This is a genomic window from Afipia sp. GW822-FHT03D08, from assembly GCF_058801645.1.
The window spans coordinates 387212-399414 of record NZ_JBXANK010000002.1; the positions used below are offsets into that span (position 1 = coordinate 387212).

General features: G+C 62.6%; 11 protein-coding genes and 1 pseudogene. 9 read left to right on the plus strand and 3 right to left on the minus strand.

Translation table 11 applies throughout. The features are described from left to right. The first annotated feature begins 110 nt into the window (after positions 1-110). The 6 genes from AC1RM7_RS16790 to AC1RM7_RS16815 all read left to right on the plus strand — a co-directional run bounded on the left by AC1RM7_RS16790 (position 111) and on the right by AC1RM7_RS16815 (position 6299). Positions 111-1517, plus strand: coding sequence for an aminotransferase-like domain-containing protein (locus AC1RM7_RS16790; RefSeq protein ID WP_051472516.1), 1407 nt, complete (start codon positions 111-113; stop codon positions 1515-1517). Between the two features lie 250 nt (positions 1518-1767). Continuing rightward, positions 1768-2979, plus strand: coding sequence for an ABC transporter substrate-binding protein (locus AC1RM7_RS16795; protein ID WP_024920691.1), 1212 nt, complete (start codon positions 1768-1770; stop codon positions 2977-2979). A gap of 100 nt (positions 2980-3079) precedes the next feature. Further along, positions 3080-3934 (plus strand): branched-chain amino acid ABC transporter permease, encoded by an 855-nt coding sequence (locus AC1RM7_RS16800; RefSeq protein WP_006019625.1) that lies wholly within the window; start codon positions 3080-3082, stop codon positions 3932-3934. A 1-nt stretch (position 3935) separates the two neighbouring features. Next, positions 3936-4865 carry a branched-chain amino acid ABC transporter permease gene (locus tag AC1RM7_RS16805; protein ID WP_006019624.1) on the plus strand — a complete coding sequence of 310 codons (930 nt, stop codon included), beginning with the start codon at positions 3936-3938 and terminating at the stop codon, positions 4863-4865. After that, entirely contained in the window at positions 4862-5605 is a 744-nt protein-coding gene (locus AC1RM7_RS16810; protein ID WP_024920692.1) for an ABC transporter ATP-binding protein, read from the plus strand. Before AC1RM7_RS16805 ends, AC1RM7_RS16810 begins: the two co-directional genes overlap by 4 nt. Further along, positions 5592-6299 carry an ABC transporter ATP-binding protein gene (locus AC1RM7_RS16815; protein ID WP_024920693.1) on the plus strand — a complete coding sequence of 236 codons (708 nt, stop codon included), beginning with the start codon at positions 5592-5594 and terminating at the stop codon, positions 6297-6299. Before AC1RM7_RS16810 ends, AC1RM7_RS16815 begins: the two co-directional genes overlap by 14 nt. Positions 6300-6395: 96 nt before the next feature. Here the strand turns inward: AC1RM7_RS16815 and AC1RM7_RS16820 are convergent, their stop codons facing one another. The 3 genes and pseudogenes from AC1RM7_RS16820 to AC1RM7_RS16830 form a co-directional block, all read right to left on the minus strand. Next, positions 6396-6791 (minus strand): carboxymuconolactone decarboxylase family protein, encoded by a 396-nt coding sequence (locus AC1RM7_RS16820; RefSeq protein WP_006019621.1) that lies wholly within the window; start codon positions 6789-6791, stop codon positions 6396-6398. A gap of 116 nt (positions 6792-6907) precedes the next feature. Continuing rightward, positions 6908-7896: pseudogene (locus tag AC1RM7_RS16825) on the minus strand (tripartite tricarboxylate transporter substrate-binding protein). Positions 7897-7984: 88 nt separating this feature from the next. Then, complete coding sequence (locus AC1RM7_RS16830; protein WP_024920695.1) at positions 7985-9067, minus strand: tartrate dehydrogenase; 1083 nt, start codon at positions 9065-9067, stop codon at positions 7985-7987. 193 nt (positions 9068-9260) lie between these two features. Here AC1RM7_RS16830 and AC1RM7_RS16835 point away from each other — a divergent pair, with 193 nt between their 5' ends. The 3 genes from AC1RM7_RS16835 (at position 9261) to AC1RM7_RS16845 (ending at position 12202) form a co-directional block, all read left to right on the plus strand. Continuing rightward, the gene (locus AC1RM7_RS16835; protein ID WP_006019617.1) at positions 9261-9965 is read left to right on the plus strand and encodes a GntR family transcriptional regulator; all 705 of its coding nucleotides are present in this window, start codon (positions 9261-9263) and stop codon (positions 9963-9965) included. Between the two features lie 107 nt (positions 9966-10072). Beyond that, positions 10073-11299, plus strand: coding sequence for an MFS transporter (locus tag AC1RM7_RS16840; RefSeq protein ID WP_024920696.1), 1227 nt, complete (start codon positions 10073-10075; stop codon positions 11297-11299). Positions 11300-11359: 60 nt separating this feature from the next. Beyond that, the gene (locus tag AC1RM7_RS16845; RefSeq protein ID WP_024920697.1) at positions 11360-12202 is read left to right on the plus strand and encodes an alpha/beta hydrolase; all 843 of its coding nucleotides are present in this window, start codon (positions 11360-11362) and stop codon (positions 12200-12202) included. The last annotated feature ends 1 nt before the right edge of the window (position 12203 follow it).

Sequence of the window (12203 nt, forward strand, 5' to 3'; positions counted from 1 at the left end):
GAACCGAGGTCCTCTTGAGGGGATTTTCGGCTGCAGAAACTGTATGGTGATGGGGGTACACCACAAGGAACACTTTGCACAATTTCGGGAAGGTCCGTACCATTCGCGGCATGGGTACAGTTTTCAGTTCCGGCGGCGGACCCGCGCGATCGCGCATCGAAACCATTGTCGATGCGATCATTGCGCGGATCGAACGCGGCGCAATCCGGCCCGGCGAACGGCTGCCGTCGATCCGCGGCGCATCGGAACTGTTCGGCGCATCCAAGAATACCATTGTCGACGCCTATGAGCGGCTGGTGGCGTCAGGCCAGATCGAGAGCAAACCGGGCTCAGGCTTTTATGTCTCGCTGCATCGCCCGAAGCGCGCGGAGACCGCCGAGCCCGCGAAGGTCGAAGCGGTCGACAGCGTCTGGCTGCTGCGCGAGCAACTGGAAAAGCGTTACGAGGTACGCGTCGGCGATGGCCGTCCGCCTGCCGCATGGATGGAAGGTTCGGAGGTCGGACCTTATCTGCGGCCGGTGAGCCGGCCCGGACAACGCAATCTCCCTGAAAGTTACGGCAGCCCCTACGGTCTCCTGCCGCTGCGCCAGCGCATCGCCGGTCTTCTCGCCGAACGGTCGATCGGCGCGGAGCCGACGCAGGTTCTGCTGACGCAGGGCGCGAACGACGCGCTCGACATGATCGTGCGGCAGTATGTCGAACCCGGCGATCCGGTCCTTGTCGACAATCCCGGCTACTATCCGTTGTTCGGAAAACTGCGGCTGGCGAAGGCGCGCCTAATCGGCGTGCGGCGAACAGTCGATGGCCCCGACCCGGATGATCTGGCCGCGAAGGCCGCCAGCACCGGCGCGCGGATGTTCTTCACGCAATCTCTCGCGCACAATCCCACCGGCTGTTCAATCACGCTGCCGGTCGCCTATCGTCTGCTGCGCACCGCGACCGACCACAATCTGCGCATTGTCGATTCCGATCCGTTCGCCGATGTGCTCTCGAACAACAGTCCCCGTCTCGCCGCGCTCGATCAGCTCGACCGCGTGATCTATGTCGGCACCTTCGCCAAGACGCTCTCCGCGAGCCTGCGGTCGGGGTACATCGCCGCCAATGCCGATACCGTTGCGCGGCTGGCCGATCTCAAGATGATCACCCGCGCCAACAGCTCGGGTTACATCGAACAGATCATCTACGACCTGATCACCAGCGGGCGCTATCGCGGACATCTCAAACGGCTCAGTGGGCGCATCGAAGCCGCCACCCGTCAGGCGAACGATAGCCTGGCGCGGCTCGGCCTGCCAGTGTTCGGACAGCCGCGCGGCGGTTTTTACATGTGGTGCGAACTGCCGCCGCATATCGACGATACGCAGTTGTCGCGCGTTGCTGCCGAACGCAGCATCCTGCTGGCGCCCGGTTCGGCCTTCAATCCGGACGCCATCCCAGCCACCCCCGCGATGCGCGTCAATATCGCGCACGTCGGCGATCCGCGGTTTGAAAGCTTCATGGCCGAGCATCGCAATCCATAACGATCTACCGCCGAACCGCCTCGTAAAAATCAAACAGGCCACGATGAATTCGTGGGCATCTCGCGATTTCGGCATCGCAACATTAACGCGTGGCAAACAATGTTCCTGCCGCGCTGAAGCGAAATCCGTTTCAAACAGATCCACGCTGCAAACATCCGATCTTTGCTTGACTTGAACTTGTCCGGCCAGCAGTCTAGCGCCGCAAAGAAAAAGCATCGAACACGAATTCAGATGCATTTGGGAGAAACGCATGAAGTCATTTCTCAGCCTGCTCGCAACTGCGAGCATTCTCGGCACCGGCGCCCTTCTCACGCCGGCCTCGGCCCAGCAGACCATCAAGATCGGCGTCCCGACTTCGGTCCAGCTTCAGGTCGGCCGCGACACACAGAACGCCATCAAGATGGCGATCGAGGATATCAACAGCAAAGGCGGACTCGTCGGGCGCAAGCTTGAAATGGTTGCCGCAGACGAAACCGAAAACCCCGAACAGGGCATTGCCGCGATCAAGAAGCTCACCGCCGATGAAAAGGTCGACGTGCTGATCGGCGGCTACACCAGCGGCGTGACGCTGGCCCAGCTGCCGCACATCTCGAACGCAAAAACGATCTATCTCGGCGTCGGCGCGGCCTCGCCTGCAATCACGGCAAAGGTGAAAGCCGATTACGAGAACTACAAGTACATTTTCCGTGTCTCCCCGATCCACGCCGGCCATCAGGCCCGCGCGCTGGTTGACTTCATCAACGGCAAGCTCAAGGGCGAGATGGGCCTGAAGAAGGTCGCCATCGTCGGAGAGAACGCTAAATGGGTGCAAGACCTCGTTCCGATCCTGAAGAAGGGCGCGGTCGAGGGCGGCACCGAAGTGCCGATGGCAGAATTCTTCGACACATCGACCTCGGACTTCTCGCCGCTGTTTGCCAAGGTCAAGTCGAGCGGTGCGCAGTATCTGATTGTAATTCTGTCGCACGCATCCTCGGACATCTTCGTCAAGCAGTGGCATGACGCGCAGGTGCCGATTCCGATCGGCGGCATCGATGTGAAGAGCCAGGACGCGGACTTCTTCACCCGCGTGAGCGGCAAGGCTCTGTCCGAAACCGTCGGCCTGTTCGCAACCCGCGCACCGCTGACCGAGAAGACGATCCCTTTCTGGGATGAGTTCGTCAAACGCTTCGGCACCGCCCCGGTCTATACCGGCGTCGGCGCTTATGACGCGATCTATGTCTACGCGGAAGCGGTAAAGCGCGCCAACTCGGTCGAGCCGAATGCGGTGATCAAAGAACTCGAAAAGACGGACTATGTCGGCATCGCCGGCAAGATCCAGTTCGACGAGGTCCATGATGTGAAGACCGGACCCGGCTTGCAAAACCTGCTGTTCGCGCAATGGCAGAAGGACGGCGCACGCATCGTCGTGTGGCCGAAGGCGTCTGAAACGGGAAAGATGATCCCGCCGCCCTGGATGAACTGAACCGCACTTGACGTCGTGAGAACAGCGGCCGGTAACGATATTACCGGCCGCTGTCCCCGAAGGTTTGCCTTCTTCTGACGAATAAGACCAGCAGGCGGTTATGCTCGAAATCCTGATCTACGGCGCTGTATCCAGCGCAATCTATGCGCTGCTCGCGGTGGGCTTTACGCTGATCTTCGGCGTGGCCCGCATCCTCAATCTGGCCCACGGCTCGTTTTACGCGCTCGGCGCCTATGCAGCCTACGTCTTCACATCGCTGCTGAACTTCCCGCTGATCATCGCGGCGCCACTGGCCGTTCTGCTGGTTGCAGGCTTCGGCGTGCTGATGGAGCGCTTCCTGGTCCGGCCGCTGCGGGCATCGCAGCTCGCCGTGCTGATGATCACGCTGGCGGTCTCGCTGGCCGTCGAACAGGCGCTGTTCATCACCTTCGGCTCCGAATACCGCAACGTCCCCTCGTTCGTGGCCGACAAGATTTCGATCGGCGGCGTCGACATCGGCGGACAACGGCTTCTCGCGCTGGTCATGAGCGTTCTGGTGCTGCTGCTGCTCTGGCTGTTCATTCAGCGCACGCGGCTCGGCGCGGCCATTCTGGCGGTGTCGCAGGATCCGGAAGCCGCGCAATACATGGGCATCCCCACCAACCGTATCTTCTCCATCGTGATGGCCATCTCCGCAGGCACCGCCGCATTCGCCGGCGTGCTGGTCTCACCGTTCCTTACGGTGCAGCCGACCATGGGCCTGCTGCCGATGGTGAAAGCCTTCGCCATCGTCATCGTCGGCGGCCTCGGCTCGATCCCCGGCAGCATCATCGCCTCGCTGATCCTCGGTTATTCGGAGACTATCGTGGCCTATCTGATTTCGACATCCTGGACCGAACTGGTCTCGCTGGTCGCAGTCGTCATCACCCTCATGATCAGACCGTCCGGCATTCTCGGACGGCGGGCGGCGTTCTGACATGCGGCAGGTTTCACTGATCGATATCGCCGGCGGCATCGTGGTTGTCGCCATTCTGGCGCTGGCCCCGGTGTTCGCGGCAAGCAACTATCTCACCGGCGTGCTCACCGTCTGCGTCATCTACGGCATCTGGGCTTCGAGCTGGGATTTCATGTCGGGCCTCACCGGCCGCGAGAACTTCGGCCACTCACTCTTTATCGGCGCGGGTGCCTATACCGCGGGCTTCCTCGCGACGATCTGGTTTGCGAACCCATGGTACAGCCTGCCGGCGGCGGTCGTTATCGCGGTCGCATTCAGCCTGATCGTCGGCTTTCCGACATTGCGCCTGCGCGGCCCCTACTTCGCGCTGGCGATGCTGTCGGCCTCCGCCATCCTGCAACGCCTGTGTCTGATCTTCTGGGAGCAGACCGGCGGCGAGGAAGGCCTTTACGGCCTCGAACCGCTGATGCGCAATCCGCTTCACTACTACTGGCTCGTGCTGGCGATCCTTGTGGTCACCGTGATCGTGCTGGTGCTGCTGGCGCAATCGCACTGGGGCCTGTTGCTCCGCGCCATTCGCGGCGATGAGGCAACCTGTCAGGCGGCAGGCATCAATGTGACGTTCTACAAGATCGCGTCGCTCGCCATCAGCGCCGCCTTTGCAGGACTCGGCGGCGCGCTGTATGCGCATTACCAGCTACAGGTCTCCCCGCCGCTGTTTTCGGTGGTGGTGTCGATTACCGTCATCATCATGTGTTACGTCGGCGGCATCGGCTCGATCTATGGCGCGGCGGTGGCGGCGATCCTGCTCACGCTGCTCACCGAGATGCTGCGCGGCTTCGGCGAGTATCGCCTGTGGATCTATACCCTTACGCTGATGCTGATCCTGTTCTTCCTTCCTAATGGCCTGGTCGCGCCGCTGTGGCGCCGGATGACGGAGCGCTTCCGATGACGGCGCTGCTCGAAGTCAACGACGTCACCAAGCGGTTCGGCGGCCTCACCGCCGTGAAGGGCGCGACCTTCACCCTGCAAAAGGGCGAACTCACCGGCATCCTCGGCCCGAACGGCGCGGGCAAGACCACGCTGTTCAATATGCTCACCGGTTTTATGGCGCCGACATCCGGGAGCGTGACATTCAACGGAGCACCGCTGCGTGGCCTTGCGCCCTACAAGGTGGTCAACAGCGGCATGGCGCGCACCTTCCAGCTCTGCCGTCCTTTCGTGGGCATGAACCTGCTGGAGAATGTTCTTGTCGCCTGCATGTCGCCGCGCGCGCATCAGGACCATGACAAGGAAGAGCGCGCGCGCCACCTACTCGAACAGGTCGGTCTCGGCGGCCGCGGCTTGGAGCCGGTCGAAACACTTCCCTACGGCGATCTGCGGCGGCTCGAAATCGCCCGCGCGCTGGCGACCCGGCCGGACCTGCTGCTGCTCGACGAGCCGTTCGCCGGCCTCGGCTCCAGCGAGATCGAGCCGCTGGCGCAACTCATCAAGCGTCTGCATCGCGAGGAGAACCTGACCATCCTGCTGATCGAGCACAAGCTGCGCGAATTCATGGCGCTGGTGTCGCGCGTCATCGCGATGAATTTCGGCGAGATCATCGCCGTCGGGCCCCCCGAGGACATCGTGAAGAACCCGAAAGTCATCGAGGCGTATATCGGCAAGACGGAGGATGCACATGCCTCTGCTTGAAGTCTCCGACCTGCGTGTCAGCTACGGCAAGGCTCTTGCCATCGAATCCGTCTCGATCAAGGTTGAAAAGGGCGAACTGGTCGGCGTGCTCGGCCCCAACGGCGCCGGCAAGACCACGCTGCTGAAGGCAATCTCACGCTCCATCGGCTCGCAAGGCACGCTGAAGTTCAAGGACCGGACGCTCGACGGCGTCGCGCCTTACGATGTGGTCGCGCGCGGCATCTGCCATTGTCCCGAAGGCCGCAAGCTGTTCTCGGAACTGTCGGTGCTGAAGAACCTTCAGCTCGGCGCCTATCTCCGAAGCAACAAGGCCGAGATCAACGCCGACCTCGAACGTGTCTTCACGCTGTTTCCGGTGCTGCGCGAGCGGCAATGGCAGCAATCCAGCACGCTCTCCGGCGGCGAGCAGCAGATGGTGGCCATCGGCCGCGCACTGATGGGGCGGCCGGAACTGCTGCTGCTCGATGAGCCGTCGGTCGGCATCGCACCGCGGCTGAAAGGCCTGATCTTCGATTCGATCCAGCAGATCAGGAAAGACGGCACCGCGATTCTGATCGTGGAACAGGATGCGACATCGACGCTGAAGATCACGGACCGCGTCTATGTGCTCGAACACGGCCGCACCATCCGGGAGGGCACGGCCAAGGAAATCGCTGGCGACAAGTACATCCAGCAGGTTTATCTGGGCGTGTGAGGCACCACCGTCATTGCGAGGAGCGCAGCGACGAAGCAATCCAGCTTTTGCCTGCTGCTGTGGATTGCTTCGCTTCGCTCGCAATGACGAGAGGAACTATTTCTTCTCCAGCGCGCCTTCGGCCTTCAGCACTTCGTGCGCCGCCTTGAACGCCTCAAGGCCCGCCGGAATGCCGCTGTAGACAGTGGCGTGCAGCAGCACTTCCTTGATCTCATCCACGGTCACGCCGTTGGTCAGCGCGCCTTTGACATGGAGCTTGATCTCGTTCGGCGCCTTCAGCGCCGTCAGCATGGCGAGGTTGAGCATGCTGCGGGTCTTGCGGTCGAGGCCCGGCCGGGTCCAGGCGTAGCCCCAGCACCATTCGGTGGTGATCTCCTGAAACGCCATCATGAAGTCATCGGCCTTGGCGATGCTGCCGTCGACATAATCCTTGCCCAGAACGTCGCGACGGACGGCCAGACCTTTTTTGAATTGTTCGCTTTCACCGCTCATGACGCCCTCCAAAACTTCGATTGATGATGGGATAATCCAACAGCCTTTAGCGGCTGGGCAATGATCCGACAATCGCCGGTTCTGCCGCGCCGGTATGACCCACGCGATGATATCAGCTAGTTCGCTTTCGCACCCGACGCCTGGATGACCGGCGACCATTTCGCCACTTCGGCCTTCAGGTGGGCGGACAGCGCCTCCGGCGTCGCCTGCTCCGGCTTCACCGGCTCGATGCCGAGTGCCGCCAGACGCTCGATGACCTTTGGATCTTTCAGCGCGGTCTGCAAAGCATCGCTCAGCTTCTCTGGACGTCAGCCGGTAATCCCTTCGGCGCCCACATCGCATGCCATGCGGCGACCTCGAAATTCTTCAGCCCGGCTTCGTCGAGCGTCGGAAGATCGGGAAGAATTTTCAGCCGCTCTTTTGTCGTTGCGGCATAGCCCTTGATCTTGGCGTCCTTGATCTGCGCGGTGGTGGTCGTGGTCTGGTCGCACATCATGTCGAACTGGCCGCCGAGCAGATCCGACATCGCGGGCCCGGTTCCGCGATAGGACAAGGCCGTCATCTGGGTGTCGATCGCGCTCATGAACATGATCGCGCACAGATGCGATGCCGAACCGATCCCGGCATGGGCATAGGTCACGGCGGCCTTCCTCTGCTTGATCCAGTCGATCAGGTCCTTGGCGGTTTTCGGCTCAAGGCCACTCTTGCCGACGATCGTCATCGGCACGTCCGCGATGCGGCCGATGGAATCGAAATCGTCGATTACGTTATAGCGGAGGTTGTCGTAGAGCGACGGCGCGGTCGCCTGCGCGATATGCCAGACCGTCACCATGTAGCCGTCGGCGGGGGATTTCGCGACGCGGGTCATGCCGATGGTGCCGCCGGCCCCGCCGACATTCTCCACCACGATCTGCTGACCCAGCGTTCGTCCCATCGACTCCGCAACAAGGCGGGAGACCGCGTCGGTCGGCCCGCCCGCAGCGGCCGGAACGATCAGGGTGATCGGACGCGACGGAAAGCTTTGTGCTGCGGCCGATCCCATCGCCGACATCGATAGCAGGATCGCGGCAACCGGGCCTGCAACCCCAACAAACAGCTTCCGCATGGCGGCCTCTCCCTGACTTTGTTTCCTTGTCTTCTGTTTTTATTTTTGGTGTCGGTCCCCGGCTCTCCGGCCAAGGTTTGAGTCTTGTCTAGTTAGCCTGATTGTCGCCGGCCAATGCATCGCACACCGCCCTGGTGACATCGGCGGTTCTTGCCTTTCCGCCGAGATCCGGCGTGTGCAGCGATTTGTCGACTGTCACCTTCTCAATCGCCCGCATCAGCCGCGCCGCGGCGGACGGTTCACCGAGATGCTCCAGCATCATCACGCTGGACCAGAACGTGCCGACCGGGTTCGCAATTCCCTTGCCGATGATATCGAAAGCCGAGCCGTGAATCGGCTCGAACATCGACGGGAAGGTACGCTCGGGATTGAGATTGGCCGTCGGCGCGATGCCGAGCGAGCCCGCCAGCGCTGCGGCGAGATCCGACAGAATGTCGGCGTGCAGGTTGGTGGCGACAATGGTGTCCAGCGTTTCGGGCTTGAGCGTCATCCGCATGGTCATGGCGTCGACCAACATCTTGTCCCATGTCACATCAGGAAATTCGTGCGCGACCTCTGCGGCGATCTCGTCCCACATCACCATGGCGTGGCGCTGCGCGTTAGACTTCGTGACCACCGTCAGGAATTTCCGGGGCCGCGAGCGCGCCAGCGCGAAGGCAAAGCGCATGATGCGGGCAACGCCCGCGCGCGTGAACATCGACACGTCGGTGGCGGCCTCCTCCGGCAGCCCGCGATGCACGCGGCCGCCGACGCCGGCATATTCGCCCTCGGAATTCTCGCGCACGATCACCCAGTCGAGTTCCGGACCGGACACGTTGCGCAGAGGGCTGACGATGCCCGGCAGGATGCGCGTCGGACGGACATTGGCGTATTGATCGAACGGCTGACAGATAGCGAGCCGCAGCCCCCACAGCGTGATGTGATCGGGCACATCAGGCGCACCGGCAGAGCCGAACAGGATCGCATCGTGCTTCCTGATCAGGTCCAGACCGTTGTCCGGCATGAACGCGCCGGTCTTCTTAAAGCGCTCCGATCCCCAGTCGAAATGATCGAACGCGAAGGTGAAACCGCCGTCGCGTTTGGCGCAGGCATTCAACGCTTCCACACCGGCGGAGATCACCTCGGAGCCGATGCCGTCGCCGGGGATGGCTGCAATTCGATAGGTTTTCACGCTGAATCCGCTTGTTGGTTGAACCGTCAGGGCGCGAGCCGCCTTGGCTGGGCGGGCGGGCTAGCCCACCAGCCGCCTGTCTCTCGGCAGCGCACTGTGGATGTTACCTTCCATGGAAGATGGTATGGATGTCAAGACACCTCGCGCCGGCCGCCGGCTTGCCGCTATAAGGAACTTGAAGTCAGGAACGGACATGAGTCGCCTCAAAACGCCCGCCGCAGAGCCGCTTGCCAAGGCGCCCTCGCTCGTCGCCGACGCCTATCAGGCGCTGAAGAACGCCATTCGCGACAACGCTTTCGCGCCCGGCTACCAGGGCTCGGAGCAGGAAATCGCGCTCCGGCTCGGCATGAGCCGTACCCCCGTCCATGAGGCCCTGATCCGGCTTCAGGAAGAAGGCCTGGTGCGGGTTCTGCCCAAGCGCGGTGTCACCGTTCTGGCGCTGTCACCGGACGACATGCGCGAGGTCTATGACGTGATCATCGCCCTTGAGGGCATGGCCGCCGAACTGATCGCCGCCATGAGCCCGAAAGACCGCCGCCCGATCGTGACGGCTCTGGAGAGCATCAACGCCGAGATGAAAGCCGCCTTGCAGCGCGATGAACTCGACGCCTGGGCCCGTGCGGACGATCGCTTTCATCGCGCCCTGATCGACGGCAGCGGCAATACCCGCCTCGCCCGCCTCGCCAACACCATCATGGACCAGTCGCACCGCGCCCGGATGATGACGCTGCGCCTGCGGGCCAAGCCGACAAAATCGCTCAAGGAGCATCAGGCGCTTATCGCCGCGCTCAAGAGCGGCGATGCGATGCTGTCGTGCAGCGAAGCCCAGAACCACCGGCGGCGCGCGCGCAGCGAACTCCTGCCGCTGCTGGACCAGTTCGGAATGAAGCATCTCTGACCGCCGGGCGCGATTGCATAGGCGTATTCGGAAACTGCACCTGCTCCCGATCGCCGAATTGCGGTTCATAGAGACATGAACAGTGATCCGCTCTCCGGGCCTGCCCGATGAAGCCTGTGAAAACCGGCATGAAGCCGGTGCATATCGCACTCAATGTGCTGGCGCTGTGTTTCGCCCTGTCGGTGCTCGGGCGCGGGCTCGGTGAGAGCTTCACCGTCTTCCTGCTGCCGATCTCGCAGAGCTTTGGCTGGGACCGCGCCGAGGTCATCTCGATCTATTCGCTGGCCGCGCTGGCGGGCGGCCTCGCCGCTCCGCTGATCGGCCGCCTGTTCGATCACTCCGGCCCTCGCATGGTCTACACGCTGGGGCTCGCGCTGCTGGGCGGAGCCTTCCTCGCCGCGGCCTTCGCGCAGCAGCTCTGGCAATTTCAGCTCACTCTTGGCCTCTGCGCCGGATTCGGCATCGCCTGCATCGGCAATGTTCCGAACTCGATCATGCTGGGGCGATGGTTCGGCCCGAAACTGCCGGCCGCGATGTCGGTGGTTTATTCCGCCGCCGGGGCCGGCGTGCTCATCCTGCTGCCGTTGTCGCAGGTCCTGATCGACCGCGTCGGCTGGCGCGGCGCGTATCAGATCTTCGGCGGGACCGCGCTGATCCTGCTGCTGCCGCTGGTGCTGCTGCCGTGGAAGCTGTTCGCGTCGGGATCGGCCACCCTCGCCCGGAGCGCGGCAACCGGCCTGATCGACGAAGGCTGGACGCTGGTCAGCGCCATGCGTCATCATGCCTTCTGGGCGCTGTTCTCGACATTCTTCTTCACCGCGGTCGGCATGTTCGCGCTCTCGGCACAGATCGTCGCCTATCTGGTCGATGCCGGCTTTCCGCCGCTGCAGGCCGCCACCGCGTGGGGATTCAGTGGCGTGGTGCTGCTGTTCGGCATGCTCGGCGTCACCTGGCTCGACGGCGTGATCGGCCGCCGCCGCTCGGTGCTGTTCAGCTACGCGATGTCGATCATCGGCATTGGCCTGCTCTGGCTGCTGAAATCATATCCTAATGTCTGGCTGCTCACTGCGTTCGTCGTGACATTCGGCAGCATGATCGGCTCGCGCGGTCCGCTGATCACCGCAACCGCGATGAAAATCTTTCGCGGTGAACGGGTCGGCACGATTTACGGGACGATCACCATCGGCAGCGGGCTCGGCTCCGCGTTCGGCTCGTGGGCGGGCGGCCTGATCCACGACATGACCGGAAGTTACGACGCGCTGCTGCTGTTTGCCCTCATCAGCGTGATCCTCGGCATGATTCCGTTTCTCGTCGTCCCTGCGCTGCGGCAATGACGGGTTGCGTGACCGCGATCCAATTGCGATCATTGCCCGAATGAAACCGGAGATGATCTCATGAGCGCGCCTGTCGATGCACCGGATTGGCGCAAGCTGACACAGGAGCAACTCGATCTCGGCTTCAACAACACGCTCCATGTGCCCGACACGCCCTCCATCGTCGCGGAGTGGGATCGCCTCTCCGCCGAGATGCGCGCCAGGCATCCGCAGTCCCTCGATCTTCGCTACGGGCCGCGCGAGCGCAACCGGATCGATTTCCTGAAAGCCGGGGATGACGGCCCGACACTGGTCTTCATTCACGGTGGCTACTGGCAGACGCGCGCCAAGGAGAATTTCACTTTCTGCGCTGCGGGTCCGATGGCCCACGGCATCAATGTCGCGCTGATCGGCTATACGCTCGCGCCCGATGCCTCCCTGGGCCAGATCGTCGACGAAGTCCGAACCGGAATCGACTATCTGGTGACCGAGCTTCCTGCGCTGGGCGGTGATCCGGACAGGATGATCGTCTCGGGCTGGTCCGCCGGCGGACATCTGTCATCGATGTCGCTCGGTCATCCGCACATCAAGTCCGGGCTTCTGATCAGCGGCATCTACGATCTCGAACCGATCAGTCACAGCTATCTGAACGCCAAGCTCAATCTCGACGACGCAACGATCCAGCGCAATTCGCCGATGCGCAATCCCGGCGGCGTGAACAAGCCGCTCGTCATCGTCGCGGGCAGCGGCGAACTGCCGTTGCTGCGCAAGCAATCCGCCGACTACGCCGCGCACCGCGCGGCGCATGGATTGCCGGTGATCTACGAAGAAATCCCGAAAGCGAATCATTTCACCATGATGGATGAACTGGCTTCCCCCACGGGTCGGCTGACGACACTGGTGCGGCAGTTGTTCGCCCGGTAGC

Coding starts and splice junctions, on each gene's coding strand:
- AC1RM7_RS16790 (WP_051472516.1), top strand. CDS start 111: ATGGGTACAGTTTTCAGTTCCGGCGGCGGACCCGCGCGATCGCGCATC.
- AC1RM7_RS16795 (WP_024920691.1), top strand. CDS start 1,768: ATGAAGTCATTTCTCAGCCTGCTCGCAACTGCGAGCATTCTCGGCACC.
- AC1RM7_RS16800 (WP_006019625.1), top strand. CDS start 3,080: ATGCTCGAAATCCTGATCTACGGCGCTGTATCCAGCGCAATCTATGCG.
- AC1RM7_RS16805 (WP_006019624.1), top strand. CDS start 3,936: ATGCGGCAGGTTTCACTGATCGATATCGCCGGCGGCATCGTGGTTGTC.
- AC1RM7_RS16810 (WP_024920692.1), top strand. CDS start 4,862: ATGACGGCGCTGCTCGAAGTCAACGACGTCACCAAGCGGTTCGGCGGC.
- AC1RM7_RS16815 (WP_024920693.1), top strand. CDS start 5,592: ATGCCTCTGCTTGAAGTCTCCGACCTGCGTGTCAGCTACGGCAAGGCT.
- AC1RM7_RS16820 (WP_006019621.1), bottom strand. CDS start 6,791: ATGAGCGGTGAAAGCGAACAATTCAAAAAAGGTCTGGCCGTCCGTCGC.
- AC1RM7_RS16835 (WP_006019617.1), top strand. CDS start 9,261: ATGAGTCGCCTCAAAACGCCCGCCGCAGAGCCGCTTGCCAAGGCGCCC.
- AC1RM7_RS16840 (WP_024920696.1), top strand. CDS start 10,073: ATGAAGCCTGTGAAAACCGGCATGAAGCCGGTGCATATCGCACTCAAT.
- AC1RM7_RS16845 (WP_024920697.1), top strand. CDS start 11,360: ATGAGCGCGCCTGTCGATGCACCGGATTGGCGCAAGCTGACACAGGAG.